15 protein-coding genes are annotated in these 18,736 nt (G+C 61.6%); 10 read left to right on the top strand and 5 right to left on the bottom strand.

Annotated elements, in window-relative coordinates:
• Positions 1-280: 280 nt before the first annotated feature.
• From PBDP_RS12200 to PBDP_RS12160, 9 genes are all read left to right on the top strand, one after another.
• The gene (locus PBDP_RS12200; protein WP_212802302.1) at positions 281-793 is read left to right on the top strand and encodes a dimethylamine monooxygenase subunit DmmA family protein; all 513 of its coding nucleotides are present in this window, start codon (positions 281-283) and stop codon (positions 791-793) included.
• Positions 790-1,719 carry a PDR/VanB family oxidoreductase gene (locus PBDP_RS12195; RefSeq protein ID WP_212802301.1) on the top strand — a complete coding sequence of 310 codons (930 nt, stop codon included), beginning with the start codon at positions 790-792 and terminating at the stop codon, positions 1,717-1,719. Before PBDP_RS12200 ends, PBDP_RS12195 begins: the two co-directional genes overlap by 4 nt.
• Positions 1,720-1,728: 9 nt before the next feature.
• A complete protein-coding gene (locus PBDP_RS12190; RefSeq protein WP_212802300.1) occupies positions 1,729-2,742 on the top strand; it encodes a heme-dependent oxidative N-demethylase family protein in 1,014 nt (337 codons plus the stop codon).
• A gap of 34 nt (positions 2,743-2,776) precedes the next feature.
• Positions 2,777-3,907 carry an aminomethyl transferase family protein gene (locus PBDP_RS12185; RefSeq protein WP_212802299.1) on the top strand — a complete coding sequence of 377 codons (1,131 nt, stop codon included), beginning with the start codon at positions 2,777-2,779 and terminating at the stop codon, positions 3,905-3,907.
• Between the two features lie 30 nt (positions 3,908-3,937).
• Positions 3,938-4,804: a formyltetrahydrofolate deformylase gene (gene purU, locus PBDP_RS12180; protein ID WP_212802298.1), complete on the top strand. Its 867-nt coding sequence runs from the start codon at positions 3,938-3,940 to the stop codon at positions 4,802-4,804.
• 21 nt (positions 4,805-4,825) lie between these two features.
• Positions 4,826-6,193 carry a trimethylamine monooxygenase gene (locus PBDP_RS12175; protein WP_212802297.1) on the top strand — a complete coding sequence of 456 codons (1,368 nt, stop codon included), beginning with the start codon at positions 4,826-4,828 and terminating at the stop codon, positions 6,191-6,193.
• A gap of 15 nt (positions 6,194-6,208) precedes the next feature.
• Positions 6,209-8,551, top strand: a complete 2,343-nt coding sequence (locus PBDP_RS12170) for a trimethylamine N-oxide demethylase (RefSeq protein WP_212802296.1) — start codon at positions 6,209-6,211, stop codon at positions 8,549-8,551.
• 77 nt (positions 8,552-8,628) lie between these two features.
• Entirely contained in the window at positions 8,629-10,308 is a 1,680-nt protein-coding gene (locus PBDP_RS12165; RefSeq protein ID WP_212802295.1) for an APC family permease, read from the top strand.
• A 97-nt stretch (positions 10,309-10,405) separates the two neighbouring features.
• Positions 10,406-11,329: a bifunctional 5,10-methylenetetrahydrofolate dehydrogenase/5,10-methenyltetrahydrofolate cyclohydrolase gene (locus tag PBDP_RS12160; protein ID WP_178082497.1), complete on the top strand. Its 924-nt coding sequence runs from the start codon at positions 10,406-10,408 to the stop codon at positions 11,327-11,329.
• Between the two features lie 192 nt (positions 11,330-11,521).
• Here PBDP_RS12160 and PBDP_RS12155 read toward each other — a convergent pair whose 3' ends face one another.
• From PBDP_RS12155 to glnT, 5 genes are all read right to left on the bottom strand, one after another.
• A complete protein-coding gene (locus tag PBDP_RS12155) occupies positions 11,522-12,847 on the bottom strand; it encodes an ammonium transporter (protein WP_116832114.1) in 1,326 nt (441 codons plus the stop codon).
• Positions 12,848-13,320: 473 nt separating this feature from the next.
• Positions 13,321-14,661, bottom strand: a complete 1,341-nt coding sequence (locus PBDP_RS12150) for an FMN-binding glutamate synthase family protein (protein WP_109755151.1) — start codon at positions 14,659-14,661, stop codon at positions 13,321-13,323.
• 20 nt (positions 14,662-14,681) lie between these two features.
• Positions 14,682-15,365 carry a GltB/FmdC/FwdC-like GXGXG domain-containing protein gene (locus PBDP_RS12145; protein WP_109755152.1) on the bottom strand — a complete coding sequence of 228 codons (684 nt, stop codon included), beginning with the start codon at positions 15,363-15,365 and terminating at the stop codon, positions 14,682-14,684.
• A gap of 11 nt (positions 15,366-15,376) precedes the next feature.
• A complete protein-coding gene (locus tag PBDP_RS12140) occupies positions 15,377-16,282 on the bottom strand; it encodes a class II glutamine amidotransferase (RefSeq protein ID WP_212802294.1) in 906 nt (301 codons plus the stop codon).
• A 72-nt stretch (positions 16,283-16,354) separates the two neighbouring features.
• Entirely contained in the window at positions 16,355-17,689 is a 1,335-nt protein-coding gene (glnT, locus tag PBDP_RS12135) for a type III glutamate--ammonia ligase (RefSeq protein ID WP_109755154.1), read from the bottom strand.
• Between the two features lie 275 nt (positions 17,690-17,964).
• Between glnT and PBDP_RS12130 the strand changes: the two genes are divergently transcribed.
• Positions 17,965-18,570, top strand: a complete 606-nt coding sequence (locus PBDP_RS12130; protein ID WP_109755155.1) for a helix-turn-helix domain-containing protein — start codon at positions 17,965-17,967, stop codon at positions 18,568-18,570.
• Positions 18,571-18,736: the final 166 nt, after the last annotated feature.

Below are 18,736 nucleotides of genomic sequence, written 5' to 3'. Positions count from 1 at the left end.
TGGTCGGGGCGGATACGCCCCAACCAGAGCGGCCACCACTGCGGTCGTAGTCGCACTATGGATAACTCCCCGTCCGGTTGCTCAGCCCTGGGCAAAGACCAGCAACTTCCATGCCCCGATCAGGCGGGCGCACAAGGCTTATCTCCAAAGGCATAGCCCTTTTTCCGGATTGAGAAGATTTTCCCCATAGGAAAGTATCTTCCCCAACAGGAAACATTTTTCCAGTCAAACACGCCCTTTCCCGCCCTTCGACAGGCGCGGATCAGCCAGGAAAGCCCACATGACGGATAGACACTGCGCCGCCCCGGACCGACTTCACAGCCTCCCGTGCTATCGCCAGCCGCTGCCGCGTGAAAGCGCCACCCGGCACATCGTGGTCATGCAATCGGCGGCCGCCTGCTCCCCCATTGTCGGCACACTGGAACAGCCCCTGGTACTGAACGGCGAGAACGCCGACTTTGCCCGGCGCTTGCATCAGGTGCTGGTCAATGCCACCGTCGGCAGCCATCTCTACATCATGGGCGACGAGGCCTTTATCTGGCGCATCCACGGCGAGGCCCGCAGCGCCGGACTGGAAAATGCCGAGATCGACATCACCCGCACGTTACCCGGCCCGCGCCTGGTGTATTGCGTGCATTGTGGCCTGACCCAGGCTGCCGAGCCGGAACCGCGGTTAACCTGCATCGGTTGCGACGTCGGGCTGGAAGTGCGCGAACACTTTTCCCAACGCCTGGGGGCATACCTTGGCGTTTGCAGCAACCCCGACCAGCCTTACGCCGGAGTAAGGCCATGAGCGTCGCGCTTGAGGTGCGGGTCAGTGCGGCAAGAATGCTCACGCCGGTGGTGCGAGAATTCACCCTGCAAGCTTGCACCGGACCACTGCCAGGATTCTCCCCCGGCAGCCACGTGCAGGTTCACCTGCCACTGACCGAAGGCAAGGTGCGCAATGCCTACTCGCTGACCAGCGACCCTGCGGACAATCGGCATTACCGCATCGCCGTACGCCTGCAGGAAGCCTCTCGCGGCGGCTCGCACTACCTGCATCGGCACGTCCAGATCGGCGATACGCTGCAGATTTCGCCGCCGGCCAATCTGTTCGCGCCGCACTCGACCGCCGGCCTGCACATCCTGATCGCCGGAGGCATCGGCATCACGCCGTTCATGGCCTACATCGCGGCCCTGGAACAAAGCCAAGCCCCCTTCGAATTGCACTACGTCTATCGCCCGGGCCTGAGCGATGCCTATGTCGAGGAGTTGCAACAGCGGCTGGGATCGCGACTGCACACCTACGCCTGCCGCCCGGACCTGAACCACATCCTGCGGGATCGGCCGATGGGCAGCCACGTTTACACCTGTGGTCCGCAACCGTTGCTCGATGCGGTTCGGCAACAGGCCAGAGCCCTCGGCTGGCCGCCCGGCCGGGTGCACTGGGAAGCCTTCAATGCCGCAAAACCGGGCCAGTCCTTTGACCTGGAACTGCTGCGCAGTGGCCGACGCCTGCGGGTCGGCGGCGAACAAAGCCTGCTCGAAGCCCTGGAATCCGCTGGACTGCAAATCCCCAACCTGTGCCGCGGCGGCGTCTGTGGCCAATGCATGACCCGCCACGTGGGCGGAAAAATCGAACACCGCGACAGCTTTCTCAGCCCCGCCGAGCAGGCTGAATTTCTCATGCCCTGTGTCTCCCGCGGCTGCGGCCCTTGCGTTTCGCTGGATCTTTAGGAGTCGACCATGACCATTCAATCAAGCCCCGTGCAGAGTTACCGAGACGACTTCAGCTTTCGCAACAGCCCCACGGCCATCCGCCGTTTTCCCTTCCCCTTCACCGAGGACAGCTACCTGTATTCGGTGAACATCGAACCGGCGACTTCCCGGGATCCGGGCTCGGTTTACCAGCACGGCTTCGACATCGACGAACACTACCGTTCGGAAATGGCCGAACGCGCCCTGGTGCTGGACAAGGATCCACGCCGCTATCTGGTGATGCCGCACATGCAAGTGGCCGCCTGGGATGCGCTGCAGATGCTCATGGAACACCTCGCCACTGACTATCCGCAGTGGTTCCAGCTGGCGCGTGACGGTGATCACTGGCATTGGCACAACACGCTGCTCAATATCGATCAACACTTTGTCTTCGGTGACGCCACCAGCCTGCCCTGCGAGCCGCTGGAATTCATCGGCCGCCAGGTGCAGGGCGATTTTGCCCTGCTCGATCAGCGCGACGGCGATCTGTACATGGACGCCGGCCTGGTCACCAGCCCGGCCGACTGGTCCCTGGCCTTCGACGCCGGCATGAGCTTCAAGCAGTGGCATTCACCGGTGCCCATAGCCCATCAGATGGGCGTGTTCGACCGCGCGCTGAAGTACCTGCTCAACCTGCAAGTGGGCCAGCCGGTGCGGCGCCTGAACTGGACGCTGACCATCAACCCGCGCCTGGACTCCTCGCCCGAAACTTTCCATGAATGGGGCGCCGATCGCGGCCGCATCACCGCCGAAAACGTCGGGCAACGGGTGCATCTGCGCGTCGAACTGCAAGTGATGGCCCGTCTGCCGCGCAGTAACGCGGTGATGTTCAGCATCCGCACCTACCTGATCAGCATGGACGAACTGGTCACTCAACCCGGCTGGGGTTGTCGCCTGCACCGCGTGCTGCGCGACCTGCCCGAGCCGATTGCCGACTACAAAGGCATGAGCCGCTACCGACAGACCCTGGTCCAGTGGCTGAGCCGCTTCGACCAGGCCTGAACCCTGACCCACTTTCACCGACAAGGATCCTCACATGGCTCATTCATGGCGTATTTCTGCACTGGCCGAACGGCACCGCGCACTCGGCTCGAACCTGGAAGACTGGAACGGCATGGGCACTGCCTGGACCTATGCCAGCGACCTGGCCGATCACCATCAAGCGATCCGCACCCGCGCCGGGCTGATGGACGTTTCCGGGCTGAAGAAAGTCCACTACGTCGGCCCCCATGCCGAAAGCCTGCTGCAATGGGCCACGACCCGCGACATCGCCAAGCTCTACCCCGGCAAATCGGTGTATGCCTCAATGCTCGACGAGGAAGGCAAGTTCGTCGATGACTGCATCGTCTACCGCACCGGGCCTAACGCGTTCATGGTGGTCCACGGCGCCGGTAGCGGTCACGAAATGCTGGTGCGTTCATCCCAGGGCCGGCAAGTGGCGGTGCTGTTCGACGACGACCTGCACGACCTGTCGCTGCAAGGGCCGCTGGCGGTGGACTTTCTCGCCGAGCACGTCCCCGGGATTCGCCAACTGCCCTATTTCCATCACCTGCAAACCCGCCTGTTCGATCGCCCGGTGATGATCTCTCGCACCGGCTACACCGGCGAACGCGGCTACGAGATCTTCTGCAAGGCAGCCGATGCTCCGGCGCTGTGGGACAAGATCCTCGAACAGGGCGCGGGCCTGGGCATCATCCCCTGCGCCTTTACCGCCCTGGACTGGCTGCGGGTGGAAAGCTCGCTGATGTTTTTTCCCTACGACAACTCGCAGATGTACCCCTTCGCCGACCAGAAGGCCGGCGACACCCTGTGGGAAATGGGCCTGGATTTCACCGTTTCTCCAGACAAACGCGAATTTCGTGGCGCCGAGGAGCACTTCCGGTTGCGTGGCCAGGAGCGTTTCAAGATCACCGGCGTGTTGCTCGAAGGCGTGCGCGCCGCCGAGGCTGGCGACACCCTGTGGCAGGGCAACCAGCAAGTCGGGGTGATCACCTGCGGCATGTATTCGCGCCTGAGCAAACGTTCGATGGCCATCGCTCGCATGGACGTCGCCTGCTCGGTTCCCGGGATTGCCTTGCAGGTGCGTGGCAGCCAGGAAAGCGCCGCGGTGACCCATGCCCTTCCCTTCGACGACCCGGAAAAAACCAAGCGCACGGCCAAGGGCTGAGCCTCCACCACTTTGCACAGGGAGCCCTCGATGGACACCTCCAGCGAACACTACATTCTCAAGATCAACTGCCCGGCGGCGTCCGGCATCGTCGCCGCGATCAGTACCTGCCTGGCTCGGCAACAGTGCTACATCAGTGAGCTCGCGCAATTCGACGATGAGTTCACCGGGCAGTTTTTCATGCGCGCGGTCTTTCGTTTCAACACCGGCGTGACCGGCGATATTGGCGCCCTGCGTGAAGACCTGGGCGACCTGGCCGGCGGCTTCGACATGCAGTGGCAACTGTTCTGCTCGAGCCAGCCGACCCGAGTGCTGCTGATGGTCAGCAAATTCGACCATTGCCTGACCGACCTGCTGTACCGCCACCGCAAGGGCGAGATGGACATGCACATCACTGCCGTGGTCTCCAATCACCTGGACCTGCGGGCCATGGCCGAACGTGAAGGCATTCGCTTCATCTACCTGCCGGTCACCAAGGACAGCAAGGCCAGCCAGGAAGTCGAGCTGATGCGCATTGTCGAAGACACCCAGACCGACCTGGTGGTGCTCGCCCGCTATATGCAAATTCTCTCCGACGGCCTGTGCCAGCAACTGTCCGGTCGGGCCATCAACATCCATCACTCGTTCCTGCCCTGTTTCAAGGGCGCCAAACCCTATCACCAGGCGTATGACCGGGGCGTGAAGCTGATCGGCGCGACCGCCCATTACGTCACCAGCGACCTCGACGAGGGGCCGATCATCGAGCAGGAAATCCAGCGCGTCGACCATACGCACCTGCCCGATTCGCTGGTTGCCATCGGCCGTGACACCGAAACCGTCGCCCTTTCCAAAGCCCTGAAATACCACCTGGAACACCGGGTGTTCATCAACCAGGACAAGACAGTGATCTTTCGCTGAAACCCTTCAGGAGGCACGCTCATGACACTACGCGTAGCAATCATCGGCGCCGGCCCGTGCGGCCTGGCTCAACTTCGCGCCTTCCAGTCAGCCCGCGACCAGGGCACCGCCATTCCCGAACTGGTGTGCTTTGAAAAACAGCAGGATTGGGGCGGCATGTGGAACTACACCTGGCGCACCGGTCTGGACGAGAACGGCGAACCGGTGCATGGCAGCATGTACCGCTACCTGTGGTCGAACGGCCCGAAGGAATGCCTGGAGTTCGCCGACTACACCTTCGAAGAGCATTTTGGCCGCCCCATCGGCTCTTACCCGCCGCGGGAAGTGCTCTGGGATTACATCAAGGGCCGGGTCGAAAAAGCCGGGGTACGGGATTTCATCCGGTTCAACAACGTGGTGCGCCAGGTCACCTTTGACCATGAGACTCGCCGCTTCACGGTGGTTGCCCACGACCACGGCAGCGATACCCAGACCTCGGAGCAGTTCGATTATGTGATCAACGCCTGCGGGCACTTTTCGACGCCGAAGATGCCGTACTTCCCCGGCTTCGAGCAGTTCGGCGGGCGCATCCTGCATGCCCATGATTTCCGTGAAGCGCTGGAGTTCAAGGGCAAGGATCTGCTCATCGTCGGCAGCAGCTATTCTGCCGAAGACATCGGTTCCCAGTGCTACAAATACGGCGCCCGCAGCATCACCAGTTGCTACCGCACCGCGCCCATGGGCTATGACTGGCCCGCCAATTGGGAAGAAAAACCGTTGTTGCAGCGCCTGGAAAAAAACCGTGCGTACTTTATCGACGGCACCCACAAGCACATCGATGCGGTGATCCTCTGCACCGGCTACAAACATCACTTCCCCTTCCTGCCGGACGAACTGTGCCTCAAGACCGATAACCGGCTATGGCCGATGAACCTGTACAAAGGCATTTTCTGGGAGCCCAACCCGCAACTGATCTACCTCGGCATGCAGGACCAGTGGTACTCGTTCAACATGTTCGACGCCCAAGCCTGGTACGCCCGCGATGTCATCCTGGGGCGCATTCAACTGCCCGGCCAGGCCGAAATGATCGCCGACAGCCGGCAATGGCACGAACAGGAACAGACACTGGAAACCAACCAGCAAATGTTCGAATACCAGGGCGCCTACATCCAGCACCTGGTGGACGCCACCGACTACCCGAACTTCGACATCGCCGCCGTCAATGAAACCTTCCTGCACTGGAAGCACGACAAAGCGGAGAACATCATGGGTTATCGCGACAAGTCCTATCGCTCGTTGATGACCGGAACCCAGTCACCGCCGCACCACACCCCTTGGTTGCATGCACTGGACGACTCGATGGCGGCGTACCTCGCTGAGCCGCCGATGTCCGTCAAGTCGATCGGTTGACCCGGGAGCCCCACCATGAACGCACCTCGTGTTTCCCATCCGCGCGAGCCCGGACTCTTTGCCCGGGCCCCGGCCCTGGAGCGCTATCGGGTGGCGGCCGGCGGCCTGACGCTGGTGGCCTTGCAGCCCGGCGACAGCCTGCAAGTGATCGACCTTGAAGGCCAGCAATCCTGTGAACTGCTGGCCGTGGACACCCACGGTCGCAGCGCGCTGGCGGCCTGGGCGTTGAGCGGTTCGGCGGCCTGCGGGTTCATCGGCACAAGGCTCGCCGAACCGACCTTGCAAGCTCGACGTATCCACCAGGCGTTGCGCCGACGCGGCGTTGATCCCTACCACCTGCCCAATGCCGCTTCACTCTGGGACGAGGACAGCCCTGCCGACTTCAGCCGCCAGTTTGTCGCCAGCGATGAACTGTTGGTGATTGTCGCCGCGCCCGCCGGTCCCACGTCCGTCGATCGGCAATACCGGCCCAGCGAGCTGCGGTTGTGGGTGACTCGGGCCAATCCCTCGTCGCTGCTGCTCCCGGCATTACCCGAACCGTTGGGCGAGTTGCTCGACGAATTCACTCTTCACGCCGGCACCGCCCACAGCTACACGGTCGGCAAAGGGCAATACGTGCAGGTGCTCGACGTCGCCGGCCGCCAATGCTCGGACTTCGTCGCCCTCGATCGGCGGGCGTTGGATCGCGGCCAGGAACTGGACCTGGACCAGACCGTTACCCGCACCTTGAACGGCAGCGCCTACCCGGCACCGGGACTGTTCTCGAAGTTTTTTGACCGGCAGATGCAACCGATGCTGGAAGTGGTGCGTGACACCGTCGGCCGCCACGACTCCTTCGCCCTGGCCTGTGCCGCGCGTTACTACGAGAGCCATGGCTACTTCGGGCACGACAACTGCAGCGACAACCTGAGCCGGGCCTTGGCGCCTCACGGGGTCAAGGCTCGCAGCGGTTGGCCGGCGATCAATCTGTTCTTCAACACCGGGATCGACGCCCACCAGCAGATGACATTGGACGAGCCCTGGTCGCGTCCCGGCGACTACGTGCTGCTGCGAGCCATGACCGATCTGCTGTGTGGCAGCACCTCATGCCCGGATGACATCGACCCGGCCAACGGCTGGAACCCGACCGATATCCATGTCCGCCTCTACAGCGAAAAGGAGCGTTTTTCCATCGCCATGAGTACTCGAACCACGGCCGATGCCGACCCGATCCTCACCCGTGAGTCCGCGTTCCACTCACGCACCAGCGCCTTGACTGGCAGCTTTACCGACTACCGAAACTGGTGGCTGCCGCTGCGCTACGACGGCTATGGCGCCATCGAGGAATACCTCGGTTGCCGCGAACGCGTCGCGGTGATGGACCTGACCGCCCTGCGCAAATTCGAAATCCTCGGCCCCGACGCCGAAGCCTTGTTGCAGTACTGCCTGACTCGGGATGTGCGGCGCCTGGCGGTGGGTCAAGTGGTGTACTCGGCGATGTGCCACGAGCATGGCGGCATGCTCGACGATGGCACCCTGCTGCGCCTGGGCCCGGATAATTTCCGCTGGATCTGCGGTGAGGATTACGCCGGAGTCTGGCTGCGCGAACAGGCGCAAAGGCTCGGCATGAAGGTCTGGGTCAAATCCGCCAGCGAGCAGATTCACAACCTGGCCGTCCAGGGCCCGATGAGTCGTGAACTGCTAAAGCAGATGGTCTGGACCCCAGCGACCCAACCGAGCCTGGAAACCCTCGGCTGGTTCCGCTTCCTGGTGGGCCGCCTGGATGGTTACGACGGCTGCCCGCTGATGATCTCGCGCACCGGTTACACCGGCGAACTGGGCTACGAAGTCTGGTGCCAGCCCGAAGATGCCGAGCGGGTCTGGGACCGGATCTGGCAACTGGGCCAACCGCTGGGCCTGGTACCGCTGGGCCTGGAAGCACTGGACATGCTGCGCATCGAAGCCGGACTGATTTTCGCCGGCTACGAGTTCAGCGACCAGACCGATCCTTTCGAGGCAGGTATCGGTTTTTCTGTGCCGATGAACAGCAAAACCGACGACTTCATCGGCCGTGATGCGCTGTTGCGGCGCAGTGCCCACCCCGCTCAAAAGCTGGTGGGCCTGCAACTGAGTGGCAACGAAGCCGCCCACCATGGGGACCCGGTGTATCGCGGCCGGGCCCAGGTCGGGGTCATCACCAGTGCCTGCCGCTCGCCGCTGCTGGCCAGCAACATCGCGCTGTGCCGGGTCGACGTGGCCTGCGCCGACGTCGGCACGACGCTTGAGATCGGCAAAGTCGATGGCCTGCAGAAGCGCATCAGCGCCGAGGTCACCGCAGCGATTTTCTACGACCCGCAAAAGAGCCGGGTGCGCAGTTGATCGACCAGACGGACCTGGGCGCCACCCTGACTTTGACTGCCCCCACTACTCCGCTACTCAGACATGGGAATACGAAGATGGAAGCGACTACGTTCGAGACCGTACCGCAGGCCGCCAGCACCGTTGGCAGCCTGCACCGCAAGATCGATTGGCGCGGGGCTTTCTGGGTTGCCAGTGGCGTGCCCGCGCTGGTGCTGTTTTCAATCGGCGCGATTGCCGCCACGGTGGGCAAACCGGCCTGGATCGTCTGGATCGTGTCGATCCTGTTCGGGTTTATCCAAGCCTTCACCTATGCCGAAATCGCCGGACTGTTCCCGCACAAATCCGGCGGCGCCTCGGTCTATGGCGCGGTCGCCTGGGTACGCTACAGCAAGCTGATCGCACCGGTTTCGGTGTGGTGCAACTGGCTGGCCTGGTCGCCGGTGCTGTCGATCGGTTCAGGGCTGGCAGCCGGCTACATACTCACCGCACTGTTTCCCGCCGACGCGTTGATCAATACCTGGCAATTGACCCTGCTCGATCTGGGTTGGATCAAGAGCGGCCTGTCGTTGCGGATCAATGCGACATTCGCCATCGGTCTGTTGATCCTGCTGACGGTGTTCGCCGTGCAGCATGGCGGTATTCTGCGCTCGGCGCGCCTGACCCTGGTGCTCGGCGTGACGTCGCTGATCCCCTTGCTGCTGGTGGGCGTGGTGCCGTTGCTCACCGGCGATGCGGCCCAGGCCAATTTCCTGCCGTTGTACCCCCTGGCCCATGATGATGCCGGGCAAGTGATCGATGGGCCCTGGGATCTGTCCGGCTGGACACTGATGGCCGGCGGTCTGTTCATGGCCGCGTGGTCCACCTACGGCTTCGAAACGGCGGTGTGCTACACACGGGAATTCAAAGACCCCAAGCGCGACACGTTCAAGGCGATTTTCTATGCGGGTCTGCTGTGCATTCTGGTGTTCACCCTCGTGCCGCTGGCGTTTCAAGGCAGCCTGGGACTCGGCCAACTGGTGACACCGGCCGTGCTGGACGCCAGCGGTGCAGTGGTTTCGCCGGCAGTCTACAGCGGCCTGTTGTCGCCCGCGATCTACAGCGGCATGGGCGTCGGCCAGGTGATGGCGGACAGTATCGGCGGCGGTAAACTGGTCGCCAACATCGTGCTGATCATGCTGGTCCTGGCCACCCTGCTGGCGATCATGACGTCGATGTCCGGCTCATCGCGCACCTTGTACCAGGCGTCGGTGGATGGCTGGCTGCCGAAGTACCTGGGCCGCACCAATGAACACGGCGCGCCCACCGCCGCGATGTGGACCGACCTGTGTTTCAACCTGCTGCTGTTGCTGATGTCCGACTATGTCTTCGTGCTCGCGGCGTCCAACGTCAGCTACATCATCTTCAACTTCCTCAATCTCAACGCAGGCTGGATCCATCGTCTGGATCGTCCCGACTGGATACGCCCGTACAAAGCCCCTACCGTGCTCCTGGCGGCCGGTGGTGTGCTGAGCTTCGTCAACCTGGCCTGCATGGGGCTGGGCGCCGATATCTGGGGCGCGGGAACCCTGACGACCGGCCTGCTGCTGGCGCTGTTGATCCTGCCGGTGTTCTGCTACCGCCACTATGTGCAGGACAACGGGCACTTCCCCGAAGCCATGCTTAACGATCTCTACGTCCAGGCTGATACGGGTCAAAAACGCGCGGGCTGGTTGCCTTACCTCACGCTGGTCGCAGGTGTTCTAGTGGTGTACGGCAGCCATCAATTGGTAGTCTGAACACCCTTTGCTTGCAGATCCCTGATGAATCATCGAGGCGCAACGACGCCTCGGTGATTATTTCGCCCCTCTATCATCCAAGACAACGGTGACTCTTTTGATCGGCACCACCCCCGCACTTGCTCGCGATATCGACGGCAAGGCCATCTCCGCCCTGGTTCTCGACGAGGTTCGAGAAGAGGTTCTGGCCCTCGCGCACCGGCACATCTACCCCGCCCTGGCTGTATTGTTGGTGGGCGAAGATCCGGCCAGCGAGGTTTACGTGCGCAACAAATTGCTGCGGGCCAAGGAAGTCGGCATTCGCTCCCTGGAGTACCGTCTGCCAGCCAATGCCAGCCAGCACCAGGTACTGGAACTGATTGCCCACCTGAACGCCGATGTCACGGTGAACGGCATTCTGGTGCAGTTGCCGTTGCCGGGACATATCGACGAAGCGGCAGTCATCCAGGCCATCGACCCGGTCAAGGACGTGGACGGTTTTCATCGCGAGAACGTCGGCGGCCTGGTGCAAGGCATGGAAGTGCTGACACCCTGCACGCCCAGCGGCTGCATGCGTCTACTGCACGAAACCTGCGGCGATGTGAGCGGCTTGCACGCCGTGGTCGTCGGGCGCTCGAACATCGTCGGCAAGCCCATGGCGACCTTGTTGTTGCAGGCTCACTGTTCGGTCAGCGTGGTGCACTCACGCAGCGTCGATGCCCCGGCGTTGTGTCGACTGGCCGATATCGTCGTCGCGGCGGTAGGCCGTCCCGGGCTGATCGATGCCAGTTGGCTCAAGCCTGGCGCCGTGGTGATCGATGTCGGGATCAATCGCATTACGGACGAATCCGGCAGCCATCTGGTGGGTGATGTCGACTACGCCAGCGCGCGCACCGTCGCCAGCGCAATCACGCCAGTACCCGGTGGCGTCGGGCCGATGACCATTGCCTATCTGCTGAAGAACACCCTGATCGCCAGCCAGTTGCAGCATGCGGCCCAGGCCCGCGGGCAGACATCTGCCAGCCATCTGGTGGTGAGTTGAGCACAATGCGTACGACCCGTTCGAGGGTGTAATGCTGTTTACTTGATCGTTCCCGGAGATTCTGATCTTCCGTTCCTAGCGTGTTTTTTGGGTGGGATTGGTGTGTATATCCGTTACCGCAAAAACGGATATGCACGCCAAACCATATAAATATCGGGCCTTCTCAAATAAAGCCAAAAACAACCGTAACTATCAGTGGTTGTAAGCACGCTCGTTGTGTTCAGCCAGGTCCAGCCCCATCTCCTCCACCGACTCATCGGCGCGCAAACCGATCACCGCGTTGATCACCTTGAGAATGACCCAACTGATGACAAAACAGTAAACCGTCGTCAGCAGTACGCCTTTGATTTGCGCCACGACCTGAGCCCCCATGGTCACGCCTTCGACCAATCCCCCCACCGACGGCACACAGAACACCCCGGTCAACACCGCGCCGATCATCCCGCCAATGCCGTGCAAGCCGAACACGTCGAGGCTGTCGTCATAACCGAAGCGCCGCTTGAGCACGGTGACACTCAGGTAGCAGAACACTCCACACAACAAACCGATGGCCAACGCACCGCCGACGCCGACATACGCGCACGCCGGCGTGATGCCCACCAGACCCGCCAAGGCACCACTGGCCAAGCCCAAAGCACTCGGTTTGCCAACCTTGAACCACTCGGTGAACATCCAGCCGAGAATACCGGCGCACGCCCCCAATTGGGTGTTGAGCATGACGATGCCAGAAGTGCCGTTGAGGCCACCGCCGGAACCGATGTTGAAACCGAACCAGCCCACCCAGAGCATCGCCGCACCGGCCATGGTCAGGCTCAGGTTGTGGGCGGGCATCGGCGTGTTCTGGTAGCCCTTGCGCTTGCCGAGAATCAGGCACGCGGCCAAAGCGGCGACACCGGCATTGATGTGCACGGCGGTGCCACCGGCGAAATCGAGTACGCCCCAGTTGTGCATCAAAGCGCCCGCGCCTCCCCAGACCATATGCGCCACCGGGGCGTACACCAGGGTGAACCACAACGCCATGAACCACAGCGCCGCCGAAAACTTCATGCGTTCGGCGAATGCACCGGCAATCAGCGCCGGGGTGATGATCGCGAAGGTCATCTGGAAGGTCACGAATACACCTTCCGGAATATCCCCAACCAGGCTCTCCGGGGTCATGCCCGCCAGAAAGGCCCGGCTCAAACCACCGACGAAACTGTTGAACGTCACCTGCCCCTCGATCATGCCGGTGCTGTCGACCACCATGCTGTAGCCATAGATTACCCACAGCACGCCGACCAGGCCGGCGATGCCGAAGCATTGGGTGAACAGCGAAAGCATGTTCTTTGCCCGGACCAAGCCACCGTAAAACAATGCCAGTCCCGGTAGACACATGAACAGCACCAGCACCGCGGCAGTGACCATCCAGGCGGTGCTGCCGGTGTTCAAGGCGGGTGCATCGGCGGCCTGGGCCAAGGGCGCAAATGCACCGGCCGCCAATAAACCGAGAAGGGATTTGCCGAGAAGACGATTGACCATGTTCAAAGCTCCTGCAAAGAAAGGTGAGTGTCGGGCAGCGAGCAATAAAGAATGAGAGACGGGCCTTTTCGGCCTCTCGAATATAAATGCCAGGAACAGGACTTGTGGGAGCGGGCTTGCTCGCGAAAGCGGTGGGTCAGCTTGCAGCAGTTTTGACTGTGCCACCGTCATCGCGAGCAAGCTCGCTCCCACAGGTTTTTCCGGGGCGTTCACAGGCATCGCGCACGCCACAGATCCCTTGTGGGAGCGAGCCTGCTCGCGATAGCGGTGGGTCAGCTTGCAGCAGTTTTGACTGTGCCACCGTCATCGCGAGCAAGCTCGCTCCCACAGGTTTTTCCGGGGCGTTCACAGGCATCGCGCACGCCACAGATCCCTTGTGGGAGCGAGCCTGCTCGCGATAGCGGCGGGTCAGCTTGCAGCAGTTTTGACGGTGCCGCCGTCATCGCGAGCAGGCTCGCTCCCACAGGTTTTTGTCAATAACCGGTACCAGAGCCTGGAACCCAGTTGGTCCCCGCCAACGGCACCCGGGCCATGGCCGCTGACTCCACCGTCAACGCCACCAGATCCTCGGGGTCGAGGTTGTGCAGGTGCGACTTGCCGCAAGCCCGGGCCATGGTCTGGGCTTCCAGCACCAGGACGCGCAGGTAGTTGGCCAAGCGGCGGCCCCCCTCCACCGGATCCAGTCGCTTGGACAGCTCCGGGTCCTGCGTGGTGATCCCGGCCGGGTCGCGGCCGTTCTGCCAGTCATCGTAGAAACCGGCGGCCGAGCCGATTTTCTTCAGTTCCTCGTCCAGGCGTGGATGGTTATCACCCAAGGCAATCAGCGCCGCCGTCCCGATGGCCACCGCATCCGCGCCCAGTGCCATGGCCTTGGCCACATCGGCACCGTTGCGAATTCCGCCAGAAACGATCAGCTGGACCTTGCGATGCATGCCCATCTCCTGCAAAGCCTGTACCGCTTGCGGGATGGCCGACAAAATCGGAATCCCCACGTGCTCGATAAAGACCTCCTGGGTCGCCGCTGTCCCGCCTTGCATGCCATCGAGCACGATCACATCCGCTCCGGCCTTCACGGCCAGCTTGACGTCGTAGTACGGCCGGCTGGCACCGATTTTCACGTAGATCGGTTTTTCCCAATCAGTGATTTCGCGGATCTCGGCAATCTTGATCGCCAGGTCATCCGGGCCGGTCCAATCGGGGTGACGACAGGCACTGCGCTGATCAACACCAATCGGCAAGGTGCGCATGCCGGCGACGCGCTCGGTGACTTTCATCCCCAGCAACATACCGCCGCCACCGGGTTTGGCGCCTTGCCCCAGGACGATTTCGATCGCGTCAGCCTTGCGCAGATCGTCCGGGTTCATGCCGTAGCGCGACGGCAAGTACTGATAGACCAAATGCTGCGACTGGCCGCGCTCCTCCGGGGTCATGCCGCCGTCACCGGTGGTGGTGCTGGTGCCCGCGATGGTCGCGCCACGGCCCAGGGCTTCCTTGGCATTGGCCGACAACGCACCAAAACTCATGCCGGCGATGGTCACCGGAATCTTCAAGTGGATCGGCTTCTTGGCAAAGCGGTTGCCGAGGATCACATCGGTGCCGCATTTCTCCCGATAGCCTTCCAACGGGTAACGCGAAACACTGGCGCCAAGCAGCAGCAAGTCATCGAAGTGCGGCAGCTTGCGCTTGGTGCCGCCGCCGCGAATATCGTAGATGCCGGTCTCGGCGGCACGCTGGATTTCCTGGATGGTCAGACGATCGAAGGTGGCTGACTCGCGCAGTACGGGTGCCGCTTTTTGGCTGGTGAGGTCGCTCATATCTGTTCTCCTCGCGCGGATCAGTACGCGGACGCGTTATCGACTTTGAAGTTGTACAGCTGACGGGCCGAACCGTAGCGCTTGAAGTCAGCCGCCTTGTGCGCGAAACCGGCACGGTTCAACAGGTCCTGGAGTTCTTGGAGGTGCTCGGCACGCATCTCTTTCTCGATGCAATCGGAGCCCAGGGACTCCACATTGCCCTTCACGTAGATGTGGGTCTCGTACAAGGAATCACCCAGCGCATCGCCGGCATCACCGCAGACCACCAATCGCCCGGCCTGGCCCATGAAGCAGCTCATGTGGCCGATGCTGCCGCCTACGACAATGTCGATGCCCTTCATGGAAATTCCGCAACGCGCGCCGGCATCCCCTTCAATCACCAGCAGCCCGCCATGGGCCGTGGCACCGGCCGCCTGGGAGGCGCTGCCTTTGACGCGGACGTAGCCGGACATCATGTTCTCGGCGCAACCGACACCGACGTTGCCGTGGACGGTGATCGAGGCTTTCTGATTCATACCCGCGCAGTAGTAGCCGGCGTGACCCTGGATATCGATGGACAGCACTTCGTTCACCCCGACCGCGAGGTTGTGCTTGCCGTCCGAATGCGTCACCACCCATTCGCGGTCTTCAACGTTGCTGACCTGGTCGTGCAACGCCTGATTGAGTTCACGCACAGTGGCAGTGGAAAGATCGATGGTTTTCATGTGTGCGCCCCTTAAGCTGACTCGCGTTCCCAGATGTACATAGTGGCCGGTACCGGCTCCCAGACCTTGGCATGCTCGATACCCGGCAGGCTCGACAGGGCCTGATACTCGGAGGCCATGGCGACGTAATCGTCGGTCTCGGCGAGGATCGCCGGCTTGCAGGCAATCGGGTCGCGGATTACGGCAAAACCGTTGCGGGTGCCGATGGCGAAGGTGAAGAAACCGTCCAGATCCTCCAGCGAATGATCCAGCGCTTCTTTCAATGAGTCGCCCTGCTGCAGGCGCCAGGTCAGGTAGCCGGCGGCCACTTCGGTGTCGTTGTCGGTCTCGAAGTGAATGCCTTCGCGCTTGAGTTCCTGACGCAGGCGGAAGTGATTGGACAGCGAGCCGTTGTGCACCAGGCACAGGTCAGAGCCAGTAGAGAACGGGTGACTGCCTTCCATGGTCACCGCGCTTTCAGTGGCCATGCGGGTGTGGCCGATGATGTGGCTGCCCTTCATGCCGGCCAGGCCGAAGCGTTGGGAAATTTCCTGGGGCAAGCCCATTCCCTTGAGGATTTCGATGCTCTGGCCAGCGCTCATGATGCGCACGTTTGGCGCCAGTTCGGCGAGGGCCAGACGTACCGCCGTCTCTTCGGCATTGACCTTGAGCACGGCAGCGCTGGCGTTCTGGAACCAGTCCAGCGAGCAGCCAAGGCGCCCTTCCAGCTCACCCATCAGGGTTTTCCAGTCGAAACCGTCGGTGGTCGCCTGCAGGGTCAGCTTGATCCAGCCGTCGGCCACCTCATCGCCATAAATGGCGAAGCCGGCACTGTCCGGACCACGATCGGTCATGGCCTGCAACATTGGTTCGAAGAGCTTGCCGAGCTGGGACTCCAGCTGCGGATTTTTCAGGTAAAGACCTACGATCCCACACATATCAAGTCTCCTTCGGAGGCAGTGAACACTCGACGCCGTGCCGGGTGCCCGAATGGTTGTCAAAACACTGGGTCAGAAAAATTCGGTGTAGCGCTGGATCTCCCAGTCGGAGACATGGCGGCTGTATTCCACCCATTCCATGCGCTTGAGCTTGATGAACTCACCTACGATCTGCGGGCCCAGCACCTCAGCGAACAGCGGGTCGGCTTCCAGGGCGTCACAGGCTTCCTTGAGCGATTGCGGCAGGGTCTTGATGCCTCGCGCGGCGATCTGTTCCAGGCTCAGGCTGTAGAGGTTCTCATTGCAGACATGGTCGATTTCCAACTGGCGATCGATGCCATCCAGGCCGGCGGCGATGATCGCGGCGCTGACCAGGTAGGGATTGCAGCCGGCGTCCGGCAGGCGGAACTCCAGGCGGCCGTAAGGCACCCGTACCATGGCCGAACGGTTGTTGGCGCCGAAGGCGATAAAGGCCGGCGCCCAGGTCGCGCCGGACAACGAATTACCGACCACCAGACGCTTGTAGGAGTTGACCGTCGGCGCGGCGAAGGCACACAGCGCCGGGCCATGGGCCAGCAGGCCGGCGGCAAAGTGATAAGCCATTTTCGACAGGCCCATGCCGCTGGGGTCGCTGGCATCATGGAACAGGTTCTTGTTCTCGGCGCTGCTGATCGACAGGTGAAAATGCATGCCATTGCCGGCGCGTTTCGGGTCGGGCTTGGGCATGAACGAGCAGATCATGCCCAGGTCATTGGCGATTTCGCCGGCAGCCATGCGAAAAAACGTGAAGCGATCCGCCGAGGTCATGGCGTCGCTGTAGGTGTAGTTGATCTCGAACTGGCCGTTGGCGTCTTCATGGTCAATTTGATAGACCTCGAAATCCACTGCCTGCAAGGCTTCGGTCAGCCGCTCCAGGAAAACACGGGAGCGCGACAGGCCTTTGTAGTCATAACAAGGCTTGTCCAGGTTGTCGCTGGGGTCCACCAGTTGCAGTTTGCCCTGTGCGTCGCGGCGCATCAGGTTGAACTCGGGCTCCAGGCCGGTGTTGAGCGTCCAACCCTTTTCTGCCAGGCGCTGCACTTGTTGCTGCAACACATAACGGCTGTCATACGGATGCGGCTTACCGTCGACATGACCGATGCACACCACTCGCCCGTAACCCGGCTGCCAGGGCACCGGGGTCAGGGTGGACAAATCACCGCGGGCCATGAAGTCCGGCCCGTGGGGCTCCATGCCCATGCCGCTGATCGCGAATCCGGCAAAACCCGCCCCCTCTTCAGCCACGGCCTTGAGCCCACAGATAGGCACCGACTTGGTTTTGGCCGCCCCGTGGATATCCACAAATTGCGCAAGCACGTACTTGATTGCGTGCTTGTCGATGATGCGCTGGGTTTCTGCTGGCAACATTGCTCGTCACTCCTCGCGAAAGGCAAAACAGTGTGGATGGCCTTGACTGACTTTTTATTCCTAAAAAGAAAGTTAGTTTCCCAATAGGAATGCAAGGCCCTTGCCAAATTCGCGAGTGAAGCGCCGTCGCTCCCAGAAAAGCGCTTTTGTGCTGTATATATGGGAAAATTCTTTTCCCAGTGGGAATATCGCTCGACAGACGCGAGCCGAACGCCGCCATTTGCACTTTCTCAGTGCGAAACTAATATTACTGAACGGAAAGTGTGCAGGATTTGATGACTATGCCGACCGAAACCGCCCCGCGCCTCAAGCTTGAGCAATACCTGGGCTTGCAGATCAAGCGCCAGCGCCAGGCCCAGGATCTGAAATTGTCTGACGTGGCCAAGATTGCCGATATCAGCCAAGGCATGTTGAGCAAGATCGAAAACGCCCAGGTGTCCACCAGCCTCGACACCCTGAGCCGTCTGTGCGACGTGCTCGGCCTGCCTCTGTCCAAGTTGTTCAGCGAATACGACCAGCAAGATGGCAGTGCGCTTCTGGTCAAGGCTGACCAGGGCATGGAAGTGGTGCGCCGTGGCACCGAGAAAGGCCATACGTACCATCTGCTCAACCATACCCGCGGGCCGAAGAAAAGCTTCGAGGCCTATATGGTCAGCATGGATGACGCGAGTGAGGAGTTTCCGACCTTCTCTCACCCCGGCACCGAATTCCTTCACTTGCTCGAAGGCGAACTGATCTATCGTCACGGCAATCAGCTTTACCGCATGGAAGCCGGCGACAGCCTGACGTTCGAAGGCGAAATCCCCCACGGCCCCGAGCAACTGGTGCAGGTGCCTATCCGCCTTTTGTCGATCATGAACTACGGCAACGACAAAGAGTAACGCCTCCCTCCCGATGCATGAAGATCAACCTGTGGGAGCGGGCTTGTTCGCGAATGCGATGTGTCAGTTGTCATCTATATCAACTGACAGAGCGCATTCGCGAGCAGCCCGCTCCCACATTTTTGACCGCGTTCGACCGACGGAAACGAGTCGCCTTCCCTCGCAA

The sequence above is a fragment of the Pseudomonas sp. St290 genome, assembly GCF_018325805.1.
GTDB lineage: Bacteria > Pseudomonadota > Gammaproteobacteria > Pseudomonadales > Pseudomonadaceae > Aquipseudomonas > Aquipseudomonas bijieensis.
This window is presented reverse-complemented; position numbering and strand designations above follow the sequence as displayed.